Annotated in this window: 13 protein-coding genes and 2 pseudogenes; 10 read left to right on the plus strand and 5 right to left on the minus strand. The window is 72.4% G+C overall.

Features of this window, described 5'->3' with window-relative positions; genetic code table 11:
• Positions 1-15: 15 nt before the first annotated feature.
• From ACIOKD_RS27855 to ACIOKD_RS27865, 3 genes and pseudogenes are all read left to right on the plus strand, one after another.
• Positions 16-90 (plus strand): annotated as a pseudogene (locus ACIOKD_RS27855) ((2Fe-2S)-binding protein); the annotation flags it as partial.
• Between the two features lie 10 nt (positions 91-100).
• Positions 101-434 (plus strand): annotated as a pseudogene (locus tag ACIOKD_RS27860) (VWA domain-containing protein); the annotation flags it as partial.
• A complete protein-coding gene (locus ACIOKD_RS27865) occupies positions 427-1,530 on the plus strand; it encodes an XdhC family protein (protein ID WP_402089440.1) in 1,104 nt (367 codons plus the stop codon). The pseudogene ACIOKD_RS27860 and the gene ACIOKD_RS27865, both read left to right, overlap by 8 nt.
• A 3-nt stretch (positions 1,531-1,533) precedes the next feature.
• Here ACIOKD_RS27865 and ACIOKD_RS27870 read toward each other — a convergent pair whose 3' ends face one another.
• The gene (locus ACIOKD_RS27870; RefSeq protein WP_402089442.1) at positions 1,534-2,037 is read right to left on the minus strand and encodes a metallophosphoesterase family protein; all 504 of its coding nucleotides are present in this window, start codon (positions 2,035-2,037) and stop codon (positions 1,534-1,536) included.
• Positions 2,038-2,068: 31 nt separating this feature from the next.
• Complete coding sequence (locus ACIOKD_RS27875) at positions 2,069-4,546, minus strand: SpoIIE family protein phosphatase (protein ID WP_402089444.1); 2,478 nt, start codon at positions 4,544-4,546, stop codon at positions 2,069-2,071.
• Positions 4,547-4,838: 292 nt separating this feature from the next.
• Here ACIOKD_RS27875 and ACIOKD_RS27880 point away from each other — a divergent pair, with 292 nt between their 5' ends.
• A complete protein-coding gene (locus ACIOKD_RS27880) occupies positions 4,839-7,001 on the plus strand; it encodes a SpoIIE family protein phosphatase (protein WP_402089446.1) in 2,163 nt (720 codons plus the stop codon).
• Positions 7,002-7,235: 234 nt separating this feature from the next.
• Here the strand turns inward: ACIOKD_RS27880 and ACIOKD_RS27885 are convergent, their stop codons facing one another.
• Complete coding sequence (locus tag ACIOKD_RS27885; protein WP_402089672.1) at positions 7,236-8,561, minus strand: S1 family peptidase; 1,326 nt, start codon at positions 8,559-8,561, stop codon at positions 7,236-7,238.
• A gap of 494 nt (positions 8,562-9,055) precedes the next feature.
• On the opposite strand from ACIOKD_RS27885, the gene ACIOKD_RS27890 reads away from it, so the two are divergent.
• From ACIOKD_RS27890 to ACIOKD_RS27915, 6 genes are all read left to right on the plus strand, one after another.
• A complete protein-coding gene (locus ACIOKD_RS27890; protein WP_402089448.1) occupies positions 9,056-9,751 on the plus strand; it encodes a type 1 glutamine amidotransferase domain-containing protein in 696 nt (231 codons plus the stop codon).
• 468 nt (positions 9,752-10,219) lie between these two features.
• On the plus strand, positions 10,220-10,435 hold the full coding sequence (locus tag ACIOKD_RS27895) for a type A2 lantipeptide (RefSeq protein WP_402089450.1): 216 nt from the start codon (positions 10,220-10,222) through the stop codon (positions 10,433-10,435).
• 143 nt (positions 10,436-10,578) lie between these two features.
• Entirely contained in the window at positions 10,579-11,385 is an 807-nt protein-coding gene (locus ACIOKD_RS27900) for an HlyD family efflux transporter periplasmic adaptor subunit (RefSeq protein WP_402089452.1), read from the plus strand.
• Entirely contained in the window at positions 11,382-13,649 is a 2,268-nt protein-coding gene (locus ACIOKD_RS27905; RefSeq protein WP_402089453.1) for an NHLP family bacteriocin export ABC transporter peptidase/permease/ATPase subunit, read from the plus strand. The genes ACIOKD_RS27900 and ACIOKD_RS27905 overlap by 4 nt, the downstream gene beginning before the upstream one ends.
• Before the next feature lie 106 nt (positions 13,650-13,755).
• Positions 13,756-16,524, plus strand: coding sequence for an NHLP bacteriocin export ABC transporter permease/ATPase subunit (locus ACIOKD_RS27910; protein WP_402089674.1), 2,769 nt, complete (start codon positions 13,756-13,758; stop codon positions 16,522-16,524).
• Between the two features lie 178 nt (positions 16,525-16,702).
• Positions 16,703-18,211, plus strand: a complete 1,509-nt coding sequence (locus tag ACIOKD_RS27915) for an MFS transporter (protein WP_402089454.1) — start codon at positions 16,703-16,705, stop codon at positions 18,209-18,211.
• A gap of 297 nt (positions 18,212-18,508) precedes the next feature.
• On the opposite strand, the gene ACIOKD_RS27920 is transcribed toward ACIOKD_RS27915, so the two are convergent.
• Complete coding sequence (locus ACIOKD_RS27920) at positions 18,509-19,825, minus strand: MDR family MFS transporter (RefSeq protein WP_402089456.1); 1,317 nt, start codon at positions 19,823-19,825, stop codon at positions 18,509-18,511.
• Positions 19,818-21,551: an ABC transporter permease subunit gene (locus tag ACIOKD_RS27925; protein WP_402089458.1), complete on the minus strand. Its 1,734-nt coding sequence runs from the start codon at positions 21,549-21,551 to the stop codon at positions 19,818-19,820. Before ACIOKD_RS27925 ends, ACIOKD_RS27920 begins: the two co-directional genes overlap by 8 nt.
• Between the last annotated feature and the right edge of the window lie 29 nt (positions 21,552-21,580).

Below are 21,580 nucleotides of genomic sequence, written 5' to 3' on the forward strand. Positions count from 1 at the left end.
TACCTGGGAGGGCACATGACCCGAATCTCGGTGACGGTGGACGGCACGAAGTACGAGGACGAGGTCGAACCCCGTCTTCTGCTGGTCCACTCGCCCGTGCCCCGCGTGCCGCCGGGGTCGACGCGGGACCCGATCGCGTACCGGCCCTGATCGGCGCGCTCGACGCGCTGCGGCCCGGGGCGCCGTCCGACGTCGTACTGTCGGACGGCTGGGAGCGTGGCGATCCAGAACCCCTCGCCGCCCAGATGCGACGCTTGCACCGGCTCGCGCACCGGGTGATCCGGGCCGATCCGCGCAAGGCCCGCCCCGGATACGCACCCGTGGCCGCAGGTATGGCGGCGGCACTGCCGAGCGTGGACGCGTTCGTCGAGGGCCACGGTCCGGCCGCGCTGGAACGTCTGGCCGCGGTGGTGAGAGGAGCGGACGATGCGTGAGATCCTCCCGGCGCTCGGCCGGTGGTACGCGGAGGGCTCCCCCTTCGGGCTCGCCACCGTCGTCGCCGTCAGCCGCAGCGCGCCCCGGGACCCCGGCGCCTCCATGGCCGTCGGGCCGGGTGACGAGGTCGTGGGCAGTGTGTCCGGCGGCTGCGTCGAGGGCGCGGTGTACGAGTTGGCCCAGGAGGTCGTCGGGTCGGGCGAGGCACGGCTTGAGACCTTCGGGTACAGCGACGAGGACGCGTTCGCCGTCGGGCTGACCTGCGGCGGGGAGATCACCCTCCTCGTACGGCCCGTGACGGCCGGCCTCGATCCGTCCTTCGGGGCGGTCGCGGAGTCGGTGGGCGCGGGCCGCCCGGTGACCGTGGCGACGGTGATCGACGGCCCCGCGGAGCGCGGGGCGACCCTCGCCGTCTGGGCGGACGAGGTGTCGGGAACGCTCGGCACGACGGGCCTGGACGTGGCCGTGACCGCCGACGCGCGGGGCGAACTGGCCCTGGGGGCGACCGGCCGACGGCACTACGGGCCGCACGGCGAGCGGCGTGAGGACGCCGTGACGGTCTTCCTGCACTCCTTCGCTCCCCCGCCGCGCATGCTGGTCTTCGGGGCGATCGACTACGCGGGCGCGGTGGCCCGTATCGGCGCGTTCCTCGGATACCGGGTCACGGTGTGCGACGCGCGGCCCGTGTTCGCCACCCCGAAACGCTTCCCGGCGGGCGTCGAGGTCGTCGTCGAGTGGCCACACCGCTTCCTCCGGAGGACGGACACCGACGAGCGCACGGTGATCTGTGTCCTCACCCACGACCCCAAGTTCGATGTGCCGCTCCTGGAGGAGGCGCTGCGCCGCCCGGCCGCGTACATCGGGGCGATGGGCAGCCGGCGTACGCACGACGACCGGATGAAGCGGCTGCGGGACGGCGGGCTCGACGAGGCCGAACTGGCCCGGCTGCGTTCACCGGTGGGCCTGGACCTCGGGGCGCGTACGCCCGAGGAGGTGGCCGTGTCCGTCGCCGCGGAGATCGTCGCGCTGCGCTGGGGCGGCAGCGGCGCCCCGCTGGCGGCGACGGACGGGGAGATCCACCCGCGACGACCGTGAGGGCTAGCCTCGCGGCGGCAGGCGGTGCAGGCGGACGTCGTCGAGCCGGCCGTCCGTCACGGTCGCGGTCATGTACGTGCAGTGCGGCTGGCGTCTGCGGTCGGTGGGCGAGCCCGGGTTGAGCAGGCGCAGTCCGGCGGCGGCCGTGGTGTCCCAGGGGATGTGGCTGTGGCCGAAGACCAGGACGTCGAGGTCGGGGAAGCGTTCCGCGCACCGGCGTTCGCGGCCCTGGGCGGCGCCGGTCTCGTGGACGACCCCGAGGCGCAGGCCGTCGAGTTCGGCACGGGCGATCTCGGGGAGGCGGGCCCTGAGATCGGGGCCGTCGTTGTTGCCGTACACGCCGATGAACCGGTGCGAGCGGCTTTCGAGGAGGTCGAGGGTCGCGGTGTCCACCCAGTCGCCGGCGTGGATCACGACGTCGGCGCGCGGGAGTTCGGCGAGGAGTGGCTCGGGCAGTTCCTTGGCGCGCTTGGGGAGGTGGGTGTCGGACATGAGGAGGAGGCGCATGGAAGTGAGTCTCCCTGCTCGGTCTCCCGGTTCAGTCGCCGACGGGCTCGACGGGCTCGATCAGGGGGAGTTCGGCCCAGACCTGTTTGCCGCCGCTGACCGGGACGGTTCCCCAGGTGGCGGAGAGGGCCTCGACCAGCAGTATGCCGCGGCCTCCGGTGGCCTCCCAGCCGATGCTCGTGGGTTTGACGGGCGAACGCGGTGAGGCGTCGGCGACGGCGACGCGCATGCGGTTGTTGATGAGGGTGAGGTCGAGGCGGACCTGGCCGTCGGTGTGCACGAGGGCGTTGGTGACGAGTTCGGAGACGATCAGCAGGATGGCGTCGGGCTCGTCCCCGACGCCCCAGGCGCGCAGGGCGCGCCGGGTGAAGCGGCGGGCGTGGCGGACCGCCTCGGGGACGCGCCACACCGTCCAGCTCTCGCGCAGCGGCCTCAGGTCCAGGCCGTCGTACCGCAGGAGGAGCAGGGCCACGTCGTCGCCGCGGTTGGCGTCCGCGAGGAGGGCGTCCGCGACGAGTCCGAGGTGCGCGGGGTCGGCCGCGGCCAGTTGGCCGGCGAGCCGGTTCAGGCCGTCGTCCAGGTCCAGTTCGGAGGACTCGACGAGGCCGTCCGTGGTGAGGGCCACCACGGTGCCGGGCTGGAGCGGCAGCGGGCTCATCGGGAAGTCGGCCTGGGTGATGACCCCGAGGGGCGGCCCGCCCTCCGTGACGACGATGTCGGTGGTGCCGTCCGGGTGGCGCAGGACCGGCGGCAGATGCCCGGCCCGTACGCACCAGGCCGTGCCCTCCGCCATGTCCACGTCGACATAGCAGCAGGTGGCGAAGAGGTCGGTCTCCATGCCCATGAGCAGCCGGTTGGCGTGCGAGACGACCACGTCCGGGGGGTGGCCCTCGACGGCGTACGCGCGCAGGGCGGTACGCATCTGGCCCATCAGGGTGGCGGCCTGGGCGTTGTGTCCCTGGACGTCGCCGATGACGAGGGCGACGTGGTTGTCGGGCAGCGGGATGACGTCGTACCAGTCGCCGCCGACCTCCAGGCCCGCCGTGGTGGGCAGGTAGCGGGCGACGGCCTCGGCGCCGGGCAGGGGCGGCAGTCTGCGCGGGAGGAGGGTGCGCTGGAGCATGCCGACGAGTTCGTGTTCGGCGTCGAAGGCGTGGGCGCGCATCAGGGCCTGGCCTGCCAGTCCGGCGGAGGCGGTGAGCAGGGCGCGCTCGTCGGGGCCGAAGTCGTGCGGGGTGTCCCAGCCGATGAGGCAGGCCCCTGCCATCCGGCCGCCGGCCGGCAGGGGCAGGACGGCGAGGCCGCCGGGACCGACGTCGGCGAGCGCCGGCTCCAGCGGGGTGCCGGCGGGCCAGATCGCCGCGCGGCCCTCCCGCAGGGCGGTCTCCAGCGTCGGCATGGTGCGCACAGGGGCGTCGGGCCACTCCGAGCGCCACTCGGTGCGCCACACCTCGGGCCATGCCTCCGGTTCCGGCGGGTCCAGGACGGTGACGACGAGGCGGTCGCCCTCCAGTTCGGCCAGGGCGATGCGGTCGGCGTTCAGGGGTCGGCGCAGGGCGGTGACGACCGCCTGGCCCACGTCGCGGACGGTGCCCGCGGTGGCGAGGGCGGCGGCGAGGCGCTGGACACGGGCCACCTCGTTGCCGCCGGACCGCAGTTTCGAGGCGTCGGCGACGGTGCCCACCAGCCGGGACGGGCGCCCGTCGGCGGCGGGCAGCAGCCGGGCGCGCAGCCTCAGCCACCGCTGCTCGCCGGAGGGCTGGAGGATGCGGAACTCCAGCTCCCGCTCGCCGATGGACATGTGGTCGGCCTCCACCACGGACATCAGCGTGGGCAGGTCCTCCGGCACGGTCATGCTGAGCAGCGTCTCGACCTTGCCGTCGAACTCGGCGGGCACGAGTCCGAACAGTTCCAGCATCACGTCGTCGACCTCGACCCGGCCGGAGTCCATGGCCAGGCTGAACGAGCTGCTGGGCAGCGCCTCGGGTTCGCCGGTGCCGGGCGGGGGCGGGAAGGAGACCGCCTCGGCGAACAGCTCCAGGCACTTGCGGTCCTCGGTGTCGAAGCCGCCCGGGCTCTCGCTCACGGCCACCAGGCAGCCGCCGCCCCGTGGGTCGGGGGGCAGGGGCAGGGCGGCCAGCCAGTGGTCCCCGGCCGGCGTGGGCCGGGCGCCGGGGAGCACGGCGAGTTCCGCGGGGCCGAGCCACAGGGGCTGCCCGGCACGGTAGGCGTCGGCCGCGGGTGAGCCGCCCGAGAGCGGATAGCTGTCGCGTACGCCGTACAGGGCCCGTGGGACGCCCGCGGACTCGATCAGGCACAGCTGGTCACCGTGGTCCCCCGGTGCGTACACGAGGGCGAGGGTAGCGCCGCCGTAGACGAGTGCCTGTTCGAGCACGCTCCGCAGCCGTTCGGGAGAGCCGAGGTCCGTGCGGACCGCCTTGAGGGCAAGTTCGGCACGCGGCGTTCTCGTGCTGCGTCCCGCATCGCCCTCACTGACCACGTCCGTCATTACAACGCTTCCGGGACGCGGGCGCAGCCCCTGTGATTGTCACGAAGTGGGGTGGCCCGTCGGCCGGACGTGCGTGAGGCTCCTGCTGCGGGCCCGTCGGTGGCGTCACGGAGAGTTTTCGGGGCCTGCCGGGGATACCGCCGACCGGGGTCACGCTGCGTAGAACGGCGCGCGGAACGGACACAGGGGGCGCCCGGCGGGGGCGCGGCGGCGCGCCCCCGGCCCTCGCCGTGCGGGAACCGCTCCCGCGGGGGAGCCTTGACCTCTGGGCTCCTCCGTGTGGCCGAGGGAGGTGGTCGGTGTGTCCCGATGGCAGGCGTCCGGTCAGCCGTCCCGGGTCGGCCCGGCTCCGGTCGGCCGGCCGCTGCTCTCCCTGACACTGGCCGCCCTCATGGACGACGTGCACGCGCACTCGGGCGCGGTGTACCTGCTGGCCCCGGCCGAACCGGTGCTGGAGATGGCGGTGATGGCCGGGCTGCCCAGGGCGTTCGCGGCTCCCTGGGAGCGGCTGGGCCTGAGCGCGCCGGTCCCGGTGGCGGAGGCCGCGCGTCACCGGCGGCTCGTGTGGGTGGGCGGCGAGCAGGACATGGCCCGGCGCTACCCGCGGATCTCGGTGGTCCTGCCGTATCCGTTCGCGCTGGCCGCGCTGCCGGTGGCGACCGACCGGGCCACGTACGGGGCGCTCTTCGTGACCTGGCCCGGCGCGCATCCCGGGGAGCTGTCGGACTGGGAGCGGGACCATCTGACGGCCGCCTGCGACCGGCTCGCGATGCGGCTGGAACGCGCCCACGACAGGGGCCGGCAGATCCGGCCGGAGCCCGATCTGCTCTCCCCGGCGCCCGTCGCGAGCGTGGCGGGGACGCTCGGCACGGTCGAGGCGGCGCGGATGGTGGCGCGTCTGCCGTACGGGCTGTGCGCGCTGGATCTGCAGGGGCGGATCACCTTCGCCAACGCGGCGTCGGCCGAGCTGCTGGGGCTGCCGGTCAGCGCTCTGCTGGGCACCCAGCTGTGGGCGGCCGTGCCCTGGCTGAACGACCCGGTCTACGAGGACCGCTACCGTGCCGCGCTGCTCAGCCAGCAGGTGACGTCGTTCGTGGCGATGCGGCCGCCCTCGGAGTGGCTGTCGTTCCGCCTCTATCCCAGTACGAACGGGCTGAGCGTGCGCATCACCCGGGCCAGGGCCGTGGCGCGGGAGGGCCCCGCGGCCTTCCAGCACGGGGAGACCGGTACCCGCCTCGTCTCCATCTCGCAGGTGCTGAGCCTGGCCGGGGCGCTCACGCAGGCGGTGGGTGTGCAGGACGTGGTCCAGCTGGTCGCCGACGAGATCGCCCCCGCCGTCGGCAGTCAGGGGCTGGTGATGCTCGGTTCGGAGGCGGGCCGGCTGCATGTCCTCGGACAGCGCGGCTACCCGGACCCGCGGGAGCTGGAACGGTTCGAAGGGATGCAGCTCAGCGAGCCCTCGCCCGGCACGCACGCCCTGGTGAGCGGCGTGCCGGCCTTCTTCGCCTCCGGCCAGGAGCTGGCGCGTCTCTATCCGGACCAGCGGCCGGCCGGTGACATGGCGGCCTGGGCGTATCTGCCGCTCATCGCGTCCGGCCGGCCGGTCGGCACCTGCGTACTCGCGTACGCGGCGCCCCATCCCTTCCCGGCCGACGAGCGTGCCGTGCTGACCAGCCTCAGCGGGCTCGTCGCGCAGGCGCTCGACCGGGCCCGCCTCTACGACGCCAAACACAAGCTGGCACACGGTCTGCAGGCCGCGCTGCTGCCCCACTCGCTGCCGTCGCTGCCCGGCTTCGAGGCGGCGGCCCGCTATCTGCCCGCCACCCAGGGCATGGAGATCGGCGGGGACTTCTACGACCTGGTCCCGACGGGCGCGGAGGCCACGGCTGAGGCCGCCGCGGTGATCGGGGACGTGCAGGGGCACAACGTCACCGCGGCGGGCCTGATGGGACAGATCCGTACGGCCGTACGCGCCTACACGACGGTGGGCCAGTCGCCGGGGGAGGTCATGAGCAGCACCAACCGGCTGCTGATCGACCTGGGCACCGAGCTCTTCGTGAGCTGTGTCTATCTGCGCCTGGACCCGGCGCACGGGCAGCTGGTGATGGCCCGCGCGGGGCACCCGCCGCCCCTGTTGCGGAGGTCGGACGGCAAGGTGCGGGTGCTCGACCTGGCGGGCGGTCCGCTGCTGGGCATCGACGCGGACGCCGTCTACCCGACGACCGACGTGGCACTGCCGCCCGGCTCGCTGCTCGCCCTCTACACCGACGGGCTGATCGAGTCCCGCGGCGTCGACATCGAGGACGCGCTGGCGGGGCTCGCGGACCTCCTCGCCGAGATCGGCGACCGCCCCCTGGACGAGGTGGCCGACAGCCTCGTCCACCACAGCGGCACAGCGGACCAACGCCAGGACGACGTGGCCCTGCTCCTCCTCCGGGCGACGCCCACCCCGTAAGGGGCACGGGGAACCGCGCGGCCGACGCGACGTGGCCCCACTACTGCCCCGCGCAACGGCCGGCCCCGCAAGGGGCGCGAGGAACCGCGCGACCAGCCCCCACCGGCCCGCAGCCGACAGTCGTCCGGACTCCCCCGCTCACCCCGTAGGGGCCCGTACACACGAAGGCGGCCCGATCCTCCCGCCGGAGGACCGGGCCGCTCCGAACGGCACCGCTACTGACGCACGGTCAACTCACTGGTCGTGAGCCGAACCGTCGTCCGCAACGTCGCCCGCCTGGTCACCGGCATCGCCGGCCTGCTCCTCGCCACCGACGGCTTCGCCGCCGACCGCGTCACCACCGGCACCGGCTTCCTCACCGGCCCCGGCCTCTTCACCAGCGCCCGCTTCCTCACCGGCGCCCGCTTCCTCACCGGCCCCGGCCTCTTCCCCGGCCCCGGCGCCGGCCTCTTCACCCGCACCGAGCGTCGCGCCCACCGCGGTCAGCGCGGTGGTCACCGGCTGGAAGAAGGTCTCGCCGCCGACGGTGCAGTCGCCGCTGCCGCCCGAGGTCAGGCCGATCGCGCTGCCCTCCGCGGTGAACAGCGAACCGCCGCTGTCGCCGGGCTCGGCACAGACGTTGGTCTGGATGAGACCGGTGACCGTGCCCTCCGGATAGTTCACGGTGGCGTCGAGGCCCGTGACCTCACCGTCGTTGAGACCGGTGGTGCTGCCCATCCGGATGACCGTCTCGCCGACCGCGGCATCCGCCGCCGCCAGGATCTCCACGCTCTGCTCACCGGTGTTCACCGTGCTGGGAGCCACGGTCGCCGGGTCGTCGTACTTGACGAGGGCGAAGTCACCGGCACCGGGGAACGTGGCGGTCTCGACCGTGCCGATCGGCGCGCCGTCCTGCGCGTCCGACCACGCGGCGGCGGCGACACCGCAGTGGCCCGCGGTCAGGAAGGCCGGACTGCCGTCGTCGGCGACGACGTTGAAGCCGAGCGAGCAGCGCGCGCCGCCGCCGAAGATGGCGTCGCCGCCCTCGACGAACGTCTTGAACTCACCGGCGGACTTCTTGATGGTCGCCACGCCCGCGCCGAGCGTCTGGACGGTCGACTCCAACTGGTCCCACTTCACACCTGTGACGGTGCTGTCGGCGGTGACCTGGATCTTGTTCGTCCGGGGATCGACGGCCCAGGAGGTGCCGGGGATGGTCGCGTCGGCCTTCAGTGTCTGCGACGCCGTCTTGAGTTCGGCGGTGCTGTTCTCGACCTGGCGGACCACCGCGCCCTTCTTCTCCGCCAGGATGATGTTGTTGTTGTCGCCCACGACGTTGATGATGAGCTGCTGCTTGCCGGAGTCGTAGTACCCACCGGCGTAATCTTCACCGAGCAGTTCGGCCAGTTGAGAGGCGAGGTCAGACGCGTCCGCGGCCTTCAGCGTTCTGGGGGCGGCACCTTCCGTCGCATCGGTCTGGGACGCCATCGCGTTGGGCAGGATGAATGCCGCCGCGCCGAGCGCGACCACGCTTCCTGCGGCTATGACGGCCTTGCGCTTCGGTATCCGCTTGTGACTCAACTTCATGACCTCCTGGGGACTGGGGGTCCGAGCCGCCGGATGACGGCTGACTGCGGGCGCCTGGATGGCTGTTGATACGCAAGCGGCACCTGGGGCGTTCAACGTCCTCGCACAACTTCCTTTGCGAAAGCGCGAATCGGCCGCGCCGGAGGTACGGGCCCCGGCGGCGGGGACCAACGGCCCCATGACGCTGACCACCACAGATACGGACCGGCTCCCGACGGACGGCGTCACTCCCGCGCGCTCGAAACCGCCGGCGACACGGGGAGCGCCCCGATCGACGCCTTGATCGGGGCTCCGAAGGCACTAGCGCGAAAGTGACCGGAATACGGCCACATGGCCCTCAGTCCGCTCAGTCCGCTCAGGTTCATTCGGGCGCATTCGACCCCATTCCCGTGACGTCACAGGAAATCCGACATCCCCATTGCATCCCCGGGGATCTCCCCATTGATCCCCCATTGGAACTCTGTGTCCCACAGGCTTACCTTCGATACATGTCGAAGATTCTTTTCGTAGTGACCGGTGCCGATTTCTGGACTCTCGCGGACGGCACGAAGCACCCGACCGGATTCTGGGCGGAAGAGGCCGTCGCCCCGTACGAGGCCTTCAAGGCCGCCGGCCACGAGATCGCCGTGGCCACCCCGGGCGGTGTCACACCGACCGTGGACAAGGGCAGTCTGGCCCACGAGCTGAACGGCGGGCAGGAGGGCGCGGACAGGGTCGCCGCCTCCCTCGCCTCGTTCGACGGGCTGCGGCATCCGATCCGTCTGACGGACGTGGACCTCGACGCGTACGCGGCCGTCTACTACCCCGGTGGCCACGGGCCCATGGAGCACCTCGCGGTCGACGCCGACTCGGGCCGCCTCCTCACCCGCGCCCTGGAGTCGGGGAAGCCGCTCGGTGTGGTCTGCCACGCCCCGGCCGCACTGCTGGCCGCCACCGGGGAGGACGGCGGCAACGCCTTCGCCGGCTACCGACTGACCGGGTTCACCAACATCGAGGAGACCCAGGCCGGGTTCGCGGACAAGGCCAAGTGGCTGCTGCAGGACCGCCTGGTGGAGATCGGCTCCGATTTCCAGGAGGGCGAGCCCTGGGCCCCGTACGTGGTCGTCGACCGCAACCTCGTCACCGGCCAGAACCCCGCCTCCTCCGCGCCGCTCGCGGCCGAGATCCTCAGGAAGCTCGACTGACGGCCGGTCGGTCGGTCACAGTCGGCGATGAGGTGATGACAGAAAGCTCACCCGCTGGAGCGGAATCCTGGCTCCAGCAAATCTGCACATCGCATACGCAGTGGAGTCACGGCACGCGACGAATCCGCACAAGGGATCGTCGCGTGCCGCGTCATTGGCGAGGTGTGCCCGATTCAGGTTCCGCCCCGTGTCGCCGAAATGTGGATGACCCCCGGGGCCATGTGAAGAAGTCGCCACCACGCGGTGCGCAGGCCTGCACGGTTGAACCGATCCGGCTCGAAAACACCCAGATCACATGACCCGTTGATTGGATGAGCGACGCGACACCGTGCTTTGATCCATTGCACCGCGGGGGCCGTTCTCCGGATTTCGGCTTCGGGATCCGGGCGCTCGCGGTCGCGGCCGGCCATCTGTCCCCGGAGAGGGCCGCTCCCCCCTTGTGAATATCAATAGGAAGGGAAGTTCATCATGAACTCCACCCCCCAGGTCCAGACCGCTGAGATCTCCGACGCCGACCTCGACAACGTCTCGGGCGGCCTCGCGCTGAACGCCGTCGGCGCCGTCACCGGTGCCGTGAACGGCATCGCCCCGGTCACCGGCCTGGTCGACACCGCCGTCGGCACCGTCGAGGGCGTGACCGGCCTGAACACCGCCCCGGTCACCGGCCTGGTCGCCGGTCTCTGATCACTTCTGTGATCGCTTAGCGTGCCGTGAGTCCCGGCACCGTTCCCCGGTTCCGGGACTCACGGGTACTCCCCCTTATCTTTCGTTCTCCGGCTCGGTTCGCCTCCGGGACGCGCCACCAGTCACACGCAGGTGAGAAATCCGTGCAGTTCCGCCAACAGGCCCTCGCCAAACTGCAGTCGCCGGAGGAGCTCGACCTGCCGGTGCGCTTCGCCCGCCCCCAGGGCTGGCTCGTGCTGGGCGTGACGGTCGTCGTCATGGCGGCCGCGTCGGTCTGGGCCGTGACGGGCTCCGTGGCGTCCACGGTGAGCGCGCCCGCCGTCCTCACGCACGGGCAGGGCAGTTACCTCCTGCAAAGCCCCGTCTCCGGCCAGGTCACGGCGGTCCTCACCGAGCAGGGCCGCCGCATCAAGGCGAACGCCCCCGTCCTCAAGGTCCGTACGGCCAAGGGCGAGACGGTCGTACGCAGCGTCGCCGCCGGCCGGGTCTCCGGGCTCGCCGCGACCATCGGCGCGATCATCAGCACCGGCACGAACGTCGCCGCGGTGGAGAAGGTCGCCGACACCGACGACCCCCTGTACGCGACGGTGTACGTGCCCGCGGAGAACGCCGCGACGATCCCCACGAACGCCGCCGTCGACCTGACCGTCCAGTCCGTGCCGACCCAGGAGTACGGGGTGCTGCGCGGCCATGTGAAGTCGGTGGACCGGGCCGCCCAGTCACCGGAGCAGATCGCCGCCTTCCTCGGTGACGGCCAGCTGGGCGAGCAGTTCACCGAGAAGGGCAGGCCGGTGGCCGTCCTCGTCCGGCTCGACACCTCGTCCGGCACGAAGTCCGGCTACGAGTGGTCGTCCGCCGAAGGGCCGCCGTTCCGGCTCGACTCCATGGCCATGGCCTCCGGCTCGATCCGCCTGGACGACCGGCGCCCGATCGATTGGCTGCTGCCGTGACCGCACCCCAGGACACCTCGTCCGCCACGCGCACGACGGGACCCGAACTGCCGCCGCCCGTACGGGGCAGACGCCGCTCGGCGCCGCCCAGGCGCAAGGTCCCCAGGGGCCGGGGCAGACGCGTCCGTACGCCCACCGTCCTCCAGATGGAGGCCGTGGAGTGCGGCGCCGCCTCCCTCGCGATGGTCCTCGCCCACTACGGGCGGCACATCCCGCTGGAGGAGCTGCGTATCGCCTGCGGTGTCTCGCGCGACGGCTCGCGGGCCGGCAACCTGCTGAAGGCGGCGCGCAGTTACGGTCTGACGGCCAAGGGCATGCAGATGGACACGGCGGCGCTCGCCGAGGTGCGGGCGCCGGCGATCCTGTTCTGGGAGTTCAACCACTACGTCGTCCTCGACGGGATCGGGCGCCGCCTGGGCCGGCGCGGGGTGCACATCAACGACCCCGGCAAGGGCCGCCGTTTCATCTCCATGGAGGACTTCGACACCAGTTTCACGGGCGTCGTGCTCGTCCTGGAACCGGGGCCGGACTTCGAGAAGGGCGGCCGCAGGCCCGGTGTCATGGGCGCCATGCCGGCCCGGCTGCGCGGCACTTCGGGCACCATGCCCGCGGCCGTGCTGGCCAGCCTGCTGCTGGTGGCGGTCGGCGCCGCGGTGCCCGCGCTCAGCCGTACGTACATCGACATGTTCCTGATCGGCGGGCAGACCTCGCTGCTCGGGGTGCTGTTCGCGTCGATGGGCGCGAGTGTGCTGCTGACGGTGGTGCTGACCTGGCTGCAGCAGGCGAACCTGCTGCGCGGCCGGCTGATCTCCTCCACGCTCAGCAGCGCGAAGTTCCTCCGGCATCTGCTGCGGCTGCCGGTCACGTTCTTCTCGCAGCGCAGCCCGGCCGACCTCGTCCAGCGACTCCAGTCCAACGACGCGGTGGCCGAGACACTGGCCCGGGACCTCGCGGCGGCGGGCGTGGACGCGGTCGTCGTGGTCCTCTACGCCGTACTGCTCTACACCTACGATCCGCAGCTCACGGCGGTGGGCGTCGGGGTCGCCCTGCTCAACGTGGTGGCGATGCGGGTCGTGATCCGGCTGCGGGCGACACGCACGGCGAAGCTGCGGGCCGACAGCGCGCGGCTGACCACCACGGCGTACACAGGCCTGCAGTTGATCGAGACGATGAAGGCGACCGGCGGCGAGGACGGCTACTTCCGCAAGTGGGCGGGGCAGCACGCCACCACGCTGGAGGAGCAGCAGCGCCTCGGTGTGCCGAGCGCCTGGCTGGGTGTCGTGGCGCCGACGCTCGCGACCCTCAACAGCGCCCTGATCCTGTGGATCGGCGGGATGCGGGCCGTGGAGGGGCACATCTCCGTCGGTCTGCTCGTCGCGTTCCAGGCGCTGGTGACCCGCTTCACCGCGCCGATCACCCGCCTCAACGGTGTCGCGGGCCGTATCCAGGACTTCGCGGCCGACGTGGCCAGGCTGAAGGACGTCGAGAACTTCGCCGCCGACCCGCTCTACTCACGGCGCGGCGCGAGTGACAGCACCCGCAGACTGCGGGGCCATGTCGAGCTGGAGAACATCACCTTCGGCTACAGCCCGCTCGACGAGCCACTGCTCTCCGGGTTCTCGCTCTCGGTCGGACCGGGCCGGCAGGTCGCCCTCGTCGGCGGTTCCGGCAGCGGCAAGTCGACGGTGTCCAGGCTCATCTCGGGCCTGTACACGCCCTGGGAGGGCGTGATCCGCATCGACGGGCAGTGGCTGGAGGACATCCCGCGCGGCGCGCTCGCGTCCTCCGTCTCCTTCGTCGACCAGGACGTGTTCCTCTTCGAGGGCACGATCCGCGACAACATCGCCCTGTGGGACCCGTCGGTCCCGGACGAGGCGGTGGTCGAAGCACTGCGGGACGCGGCGCTGTACGACGTGGTGACGCGCCGCCCGGGCGGCATCCGGAGCCGGGTCGAGCAGGACGGACGCAACTTCTCCGGCGGGCAGCGCCAACGCCTGGAGATCGCGCGGGCGCTGGTCCGCAGGCCCAGCGTCCTGGTGCTCGACGAGGTGACGAGCGCGCTGGACGCGGAGACCGAGCAGCTCGTGATGGACAACCTGCGCAGGCGCGGCTGTGCCTGTGTGGTCATCGCGCACCGGCTCAGCACCGTGCGCGACAGCGACGAGATCGTGGTGCTCCAGCACGGCACGGTCGTGGAACGCGGGCGTCACGACGCCCTGGTGGCGGCCGGCGGCGCGTACGCCGAGCTGGTCAGGGAGCGATGAGATGACGTCCGCGTACCCGCAGAACGAGTACCAGCCCCGGCAACCGCACGAGCAGTACCGACAACCCACGACCGAGGGCGATTACGTACTCGCCTCGCTCGGTGGCATGGGAACCCCTGTCGACGGCTCGGGCCTCACCCGCCTCGACCTCGAAGGGCCGCACGTCCTGTGGCTCGTGGCGGCCGGGGCCATGGACCTGTTCGCCGTGGACGCGGCCCAGCAGGGCCACTGGCACCACCTCGGCCGCCTCGAAGCCGGCTCGCTGCTGCTCGGCCCGGTCGCCGGACCCCAGCACACGCTCGTCGGCCGGCCGCTGCGCGAGTGCGTCCTGCGCCGTATCGAGCTGCGCGAGCTGCACCGGCCGCCGCAGACCGAGACCTGGACGTACGACGCGTACGGCACCCCCCAGTACGTACCCCCGTCGACCAGCCCCCTGGAGTACGCCCTCTCCCTCGGTGTCGGCCGGGGCCTCGCCATCCTCTTCGAGGCGCCGCTCGCCACCGAGCGGGGCGCGGCCCTCACCGACGACGACATCCTGTGGACGCAGGTACCGCCGGGGAGTGTGCGGTACGGCTCCCTGTACGGCGCCGAGGCCGCGGCGGACCTGCTGGTCGACCCGGCGATGTGGCAGACGATGGTCGACCAGCAGTACCGGCTGCTGGCCACGCTCGACCGCTGGATCGAACAACTGGAGCGCACCCACGAGACCCGGACGGCCGCCGGCATCAAGGCGGGCGAGGCGGTCCGCGCGCGGGCCGACCGCACGCTGCTCGCCTCGATCTCCAAGCGCTCGGGCCAGGGTCCCGGCGCGGCCGACGCCGATGCCACGTACGCGGCGTGCGGGCTGGTCGCCCGCGCGGCCGGGATCACCCTCGCCGACCCCGCGAAGGGCGGCTCGGAGAGCGACCGTCTCGACCCGGTGGAGCGGATCGCGCTCGCCTCCCGGGTCCGGGCGCGTGCCGTGCGTCTCGACGGGCGCTGGTGGCGCGACAACGTCGGCCCGCTCGTCGGGCACCGGGTCGCCTCGGGCGCGCCGACCGCTCTGCTGTGGCGGCGCGGCGGCTATGTGGCGGTGCATCCGTCGAGCGGCCGGGAGACGCCGGTGGAGAAGGCGAACGCGGCGGAGTTCGAGCCGCGAGCGGTGATGTTCTACCGGCCGCTGCCCGACCGGGGGCTGACGCCCCTGCGGCTGTTGCGGTTCAGCCTCCGGGGCACCGGCGGGGACATGCGCAATCTCGCGCTGAGCGGTCTGGTGACGGTGGCGCTGGGCGCGCTGGTGCCGGTCGCGACGGGCAAGGTGCTGGGCGAGTTCGTGCCGAAGGCCCAGGAGAGCCTGATCGTCCAGGTCTGTCTGGCCATCATGATCGCCAGTGTGGTGTCGGCGGTGTTCATGCTGATGCAGAACCTCACCATGCTGCGCCTTGAGGGCCGGATCGAGGCCACGCTCCAGCCGGCCGTGTGGGACCGGCTGCTGCGGCTGCCCACGAAGTTCTTCACCTCGCGCTCCACCGGTGAACTGGCCAGTGCCGCCATGGGCATCAGCGCCGTCCGCCGCATGATGGCGGGCCTGGGCCCGGTGGTGGTCCAGTCGGTCACGGTCGGCGCGATGAACCTCGCGCTGCTGTTCTGGTTCAGCGTCCCGATGGCGCTCGCCGCGATCGGCATGCTCGTGGTGATCGCCGGGGTGTTCCTCGGGCTCGGTCTGTGGCAGGTGCGCTGGCAGCGCCGGCTGATCGTGCTGAGCAACAAGCTGAACAACCAGGCCTTCCAGACCCTGCGCGGCCTGCCGAAGCTGCGGATCGCGGCGGCGGAGAACTACGCGTACGCGGCCTGGGCGGGCGAGTTCGCGCGCAGCCGTGAGCTCCAGCAGCGGGTGGGCCGGATCAAGAACCTGACGACCGTGCTGGGCGCGGTGTACCTGCCGCTCTGCTCGCTCATCATGTTCATGCTGCTGGCGGGACCGGCGCGCGGAACCCTGTCGGCCGCCGCCTTCCTCACCTTCAACACCTCGATGACCATGCTGCTGACCTCGGTCACCCAGCTGACGGGTTCCTTCGTGTCGATGGTGGCCGCGCTGCCGATGTTCGAGGAGCTCAAGCCGGTGCTGGACGCGGAGCCGGAGGTCCGGGTGGCGAGCACGCGCCCCGCCGAGCTGTCCGGGGCCATCGAGGCGAAGAAGCTGTCGTTCCGGTACACCGACGACGGGCCGCTGGTCCTGGACGACCTGTCGTTCGCGATCCGCCCCGGCGAGTTCGTGGCGGTCGTCGGCCCGAGCGGCTGCGGCAAGTCCACGCTGCTGCGGCTGCTCATCGGCTTCGACAAGCCGGTCGCGGGCAGTGTGCTGTACGACGGCCAGGACCTGGCCGCTCTCGACCAGTCGGCCGTCCGCCGCCAGTGCGGTGTCGTACTCCAGCACGCGCAGCCGTTCACCGGCTCGATCCTGGACGTCATCTGCGGTACGGAGCCCTGCACGCCCGAGGAGGCGATGGCAGCGGCGGAGATGGCGGGGCTCGCCGACGACATCAGGCGCATGCCGATGGGTCTGCACACGATCGTCTCCGGCAGCGGCGCGGTCTCCGGCGGCCAGCGCCAGCGGCTGATGATCGCCCAGGCGCTGATCCGGCGCCCCCGCATCCTCTTCTTCGACGAGGCGACCAGCGCGCTCGACAACGCGACCCAGCGCACGGTCATCGAGAGCACCCGCGCGCTCAACGCGACCCGCGTGGTGATCGCGCACCGGCTGTCCACCGTCATGGACGCGGACCGCGTCATCGTGATGGAGGACGGCCGGATCGCGCAGCAGGGCACGCCCGCACAGCTGCTCGCGGACACGGGCGGCCGGCTGCACGAGCTGGTGCGGCGGCAGATGCGGTAGGACCCGGGGCCGGGCGTCCGGACCCGGGGCCGGCCGTGGGCTCGACCGCCGCGCGTGTGACGTCCGTCTCGCTAGCGAAACTTTGTCGTTTCGATGAAAGTGGTCTAGCCTCGAAGAGTACGAAACAGTTTCGTTTACGTACTCCCCGTGCCGAGTGAACTTTCCCTGGAGTGCTGCCATGTCCAAGACACAGACCCTGTCCGAGGACGCCCGCAAGGGCGCACCGGACGCACCTGGCGCGGCGCGCCCGGCGAACCGGTGGTGGATCCTCGCGATCATCGGTATCGCGCAGCTGATGGTGGTGCTGGACGCCACCATCGTGAACATCGCGCTGCCGTCGGCGCAGACCGACCTCGGGTTCACCGACGGCAACCGGCAGTGGATCATCACGGCGTACGCGCTGGCCTTCGCCTCACTGCTGCTGCTGGGCGGCCGGATAGCCGACCTCTTCGGGCGCAAGCCCGCCTTCCTCATCGGTGTCGCGGGATTCGCCGGAGCCTCCGTGCTCGGCGGCGCCGCCAACAGCTTCGGGATGCTGGTCGTCGCGCGCGCCCTCCAGGGTGTCTTCGGCGCCCTGCTCGCACCCGCCGCCCTCTCCCTGCTGAACACGACCTTCACCGACGCCAAGGAACGCGCCAAGGCGTTCAGCGTGTACGGCGCGATCGCCGGTGCCGGTGGCGCGCTCGGGCTGCTGCTCGGCGGTGTGCTGACCGACGCGCTGGACTGGCGCTGGACGCTGTACGTCAACGTCGTCTTCGCCATCGCCGCCTTCGTGGGCGGCTGGATCCTGCTGAACAACCACCGTGACGCCGCGAACTCCAAGCTGGACCTGCCCGGCGCGCTGCTGGTCTCCGCCGGACTCTTCTCCGTGGTCTTCGGCTTCTCCAACGCCGAGACCCACGACTGGGGTTCTCCCCAGACCTGGGGCTTCCTGGTGGCGGGCGGTGTGCTGCTCGCGGTGTTCGGCTGGTGGCAGACCCGTTCCGCGCACCCGCTGCTGCCGATGCGCGTCCTGCTGGACCGTACCCGCGCGGCCTCCTTCATCGCCGTCCTGGTGACCGGTGCGGGCATGTTCGGTGTCTTCCTCTTCCTCACCTACTACCTGCAGCTGAACCTGGGCTTCAGCCCGACGAAGACCGGTGTGGCCTTCCTGCCGATGATGGCCGCCCTGATGGTCATGGCCCAGGTGTCCACCACGATCCTGGTGCCGCGGATCGGCCCGAAGACCGTCATCCCGGCCGGCTTCGCGCTCGCCACGGTCGCCATGGCCTGGCTGGCCGGCATCGACGTCGACTCCGCCTTCTCGACCGCCGTACTGCCGCCGCTGCTGCTGATGGGTGCGGGGCTCGGCATCGTGATGCCGCCCGCGATGGCTCTGGCCACGAGCGGGGTCGCGGCACAGGACGCGGGTGTGGCCTCGGCCACGGTCAACACCATGCAGCAGGTGGGCGGTTCCATCGGTACCGCGCTCCTGAACACGCTCGCCGCGAGCGCCGCGACCAGCTACCTGGTCGGTAAGAACGCGGCCGATCCGCTGGTGCGGGCCCAGTCCTCGATCGAGAGCTACACCACCGCGTTCTGGTGGTCGGCCGGGTTCTTCGCGGCGGGTGCGCTGATCACGTTCCTGCTGTTCCGCCCCGGGGTTCCGGAGCAGGATCCTGACGCGGCGCCGGTCGTTCACATGTGACGCGTGCGCGTCGCCGCAAGGCCGAGGGGTCGCCGTCTTCAGGGAGACGGCGGCCTCTCTTTGTTGGCCGGTCCTCCCCTCGGGTGTGCTTCCTTCTGCGGCCGCCTGAGGGCTGGGTGCGCAGTTCCCCGCGCCCCTCAAAAGCAGGGCCGCTGCCCTAGAGGTGTGCTTCCTTCTGCGGCCGCCTGAGGGCTGGGTGCGCAGTTCCCCGCGCCCCTCGAAAGCAGGGCTGCTGCCCTAGGGGTGTGTTGTTGGCTGTCGTGGCGTGAGGGCTGGGTGCGTAGTTCTCCGCGCCCCTTAAGGGTGGGGCTGCGGGCCTGCTTTTGTGTCTGGGGGGCGTGGCAGTAGCGCTATCGCCGTTGCCGGGATTGCCGCTAGGGCCAGCCAGGGGACGGCCGGGGGGAGGTCCGTGTCCAGGAGGGTGCCCGTGGCTGCGCTGCCCAGTAGGACCATCAGGCCGGAGATCGACGAGAGGGCTCCCGTGTAGAGGCCCAGCCTGCCGTTCTCGGCCAGGTCGGGGACCCAGGCCCGGGCCGCGGGGGCGACCAGCATCTGGCCCAGGGTGAGCAGGACCACGTAGCCGGCCACGGGCAGGAGCCCCACCGTTCCCGTCCAGGCGGCGGGGCGGGCCGCCGCCACGACCGCGAACCCCGCTGAGATCAGCAGCAGCCCCGCCGTCATGGACCGGCGCAGGTCCAGGCGGTCGCCCGCCCAGCGCGTGACGGGCAGCTGGGCCGTCACGACCAGCAGTGCGGAGAGCGCGAACAGCCAGGCCAGCGGCGCCTGCGAGCCCGCCGCGCGCTCCACCTCCACGGGCAGCAGTTGGTACAGCTGGTTGTAGGCGAGCAGATAGGCGCCGTACGCGCAGCACAGAGCCAGGAAGCGGCGGTTGCGCGCCAGGCGGCGGAGTCCGCCGCCGGTACGGATCCGTGCCCTGCCGGGGATGCGCTGCGGCAGCAGCCACGCGTGGCCCGCCAGGACGAGCACGAAGACCGCCGCCCCGGCGAGGCAGACCGTGCGGAAGTCCACGGCCAGGAGCAGGGCCCCGATGAACGGGCCGATGAAAGCACCGGCCTGCCCTGCCACGGTGAACAGCGCCAGTACGTGTGTCCGCGGGCCCTCCCCCGCCTCCTCCCGGCACACCGCCTGCCGGGCCACCTCCGACTCGACCGCGGGGGAGAAGAGCGCGGCGGCGAAACCGATCAGCAGGACGGCCCCGATGACCGCCCAGGTGGCTTCCGCGTACCCGAGCCAGCCGAAGCCCGCGATGCGCACGGCACAGCCGGCGAGCACCACCGGACGCACCCCGTACCGGTCCGCCAGCGCGCCGCCCACCACGAAGAGCCCCTGCTGGCTGAAGGTCCGCAGCCCGAGGACCAGCCCGACCAGCCAGCCCGCCATGCCGATCGCGGTGCCCAGGTGTTCGGCGAGGAAGGGCAGCACCGCGAAGAAGCCGACGTTGAAGGCGAGCTGGGTGAGGACGAGCAGGCGCAGCAGCGGGGAGAGGGACGTGAAGGTGCGGAGGGAGGTGCGGGGTCTTTGCCTGAGGAGTCTCTGCCTGAGGGGTGTTCGCCTCAGGAGTGTTCGCCTGAGGGGTGTTCCTGGTTCAGGCATGTCGCCGCCGTGCGCGTCCGCGCGGGAGCCGGGGCCATCTGACCCCGCCGCCGGCCGTCACCGCGACCGCCCCCAGGAGAGCGAGTGCCGCGGCCGGTGCCAGTGACGCCCACGGCGCCCGTTCCGCGTACGGCTGGTTCTCGGACAGGAGCAGGCCCCATTCCGGGGACGGCGGCTGCGCTCCGAGGCCCAGGAAGCCCAGGGCCGCGAGGGACAGGGCCACCCCGGGCAGGCGGAGCAGGGCATGGCGCAGGACCGGGGGCAAAACCGCCGGGAGGAGTTCGTGGCGGAGCAACTGCAGCGGACTCGCGCCCAGGCCCCGGGTCGCCGCGAGGTGGGTGGTGGCCCGTTCCTGCCGCAGCAGCGCCGAGGTGTGGGCTGCCAGGGGCGCCCAGGCGACCGCGGTCACCGCGAGGGCCGGGGTGGCGGGGCCGCTGCCCGCGACCGCGGTGACCAGGAGCGCGGCGAGGACCGGCGGTACGGCGTTGACCGTGTCGGCAAGCGGCCCGGAGAACCTCGGCAGCAGCCCCAGCAGAACGCCCAGCAGCAGCGCGGCGGCGCTGACGGCGGCGGCCAGTGCCAGCGTGTCCAGTGCTCCGTGGCCGACCCGGGCCAGCACGTCGCGCCCCAAGGCGTCCGTGCCGAAGGGATGCGCCCAGGACGGGGAGCGGAGCCGGGCCGTGGTGTCCAGCTCAAGGGGGTCGCGGGCAAGGCCCAGTACCACGACGGCGAGCAGCAGTCCCCCGTACAGCAGGGGCGGTGTCGTGGGGCGTGACGGTGTCGGGCGGTGCAGTGAGGGCAGCGCGCCGTCGCGCAGGGCCGGGCCGATCATGAGGCGTGCGGTGAGGCGGGCGAGGCCGCCGACCGCCGCCGCCAGCACGACGAGGGCCAGGGTGCCGGCCTGGAGGACGGGCAGGTCCTGGGCCACCGCGGCCTGGAGGGAGAGCCGGCCGAGCCCCGGGATGTCGAAGATCTGTTCCACGGCCACCGCGCCGCCGGTCAGCCCGACGACGAAGAGCCCCAGGTTCGGCAGCAGGCCGGGCACGCAGCGGCGGAGCGCCTGCCGTGCGACGGTCCGGCCGCGGACTCCGCGCGCGGCGGCGGCCAGCGCCCACGGTTCGGCGAACGCGCCCGGCAGCAGGTCGTCGAGCATCCGCCCGAGCAGCGCGCCCGCGGGCAGGCCGAGCGAGAGGGCGGGCAGCACCATCCACTGGGGGCCGTACCACCCGAGGGCGGGCAGCCAGCCGAGCTGCACGCCGACGACGGAGGCGAGCACCGAGGCGGTCAGGAAGTCGGGCAGGGTGGCAAGGAACGCCGACCCGGTGCCCGCGGAGCGCCGTTCGTCGAGCCGTCGGCCGGCCCCGAGCCGCAGGGTCCGCGCGCACGCTCCGGCCGCCGTGACCGCCGCGACGATCAGTGCCCCGCCCATCAGCAGCAGCGAGGCCCCGAGCGCCTGGAGGACCGACGGCATGACCTCCGCGCCGGAGATCCACGACCGGCCCGCGTCACCGTGCAGCAGTCCGCCGAGCCAGTCGCCGAGCAACCGCACCGGCCCGGTGTCCAGGCCGAGTTGTGCGCGGATCGCGTCCAGTACCTCGGGGGTCGCGGTGCGCTCGGCGGACCGCGCCCTGAGCACGGTGAGCGCCGGGTCCGTGCGCGAGAGCCACGGCAGCAGTCCTACGCCGCACAGCAGGGCGGCGACGAGGACGGCGCGCCAGAGCAGCACCGGCGCCCCACCGCGAAGGGCGGCCCGTC

The sequence above is a fragment of the Streptomyces sp. NPDC087844 genome, assembly GCF_044742785.1.
Lineage (GTDB): Bacteria > Actinomycetota > Actinomycetes > Streptomycetales > Streptomycetaceae > Streptomyces.

Bases quoted from the DNA above. Each gene is read 5' to 3' on its own strand.
- ACIOKD_RS27865 (WP_402089440.1), top strand. From the start codon at position 427: ATGCGTGAGATCCTCCCGGCGCTCGGCCGGTGGTACGCGGAGGGCTCC.
- ACIOKD_RS27870 (WP_402089442.1), bottom strand. From the start codon at position 2,037: ATGCGCCTCCTCCTCATGTCCGACACCCACCTCCCCAAGCGCGCCAAG.
- ACIOKD_RS27875 (WP_402089444.1), bottom strand. From the start codon at position 4,546: ATGACGGACGTGGTCAGTGAGGGCGATGCGGGACGCAGCACGAGAACG.
- ACIOKD_RS27890 (WP_402089448.1), top strand. From the start codon at position 9,056: ATGTCGAAGATTCTTTTCGTAGTGACCGGTGCCGATTTCTGGACTCTC.
- ACIOKD_RS27895 (WP_402089450.1), top strand. From the start codon at position 10,220: ATGAACTCCACCCCCCAGGTCCAGACCGCTGAGATCTCCGACGCCGAC.
- ACIOKD_RS27910 (WP_402089674.1), top strand. From the start codon at position 13,756: ATGGGAACCCCTGTCGACGGCTCGGGCCTCACCCGCCTCGACCTCGAA.
- ACIOKD_RS27915 (WP_402089454.1), top strand. From the start codon at position 16,703: ATGTCCAAGACACAGACCCTGTCCGAGGACGCCCGCAAGGGCGCACCG.
- ACIOKD_RS27920 (WP_402089456.1), bottom strand. From the start codon at position 19,825: ATGCCTGAACCAGGAACACCCCTCAGGCGAACACTCCTGAGGCGAACA.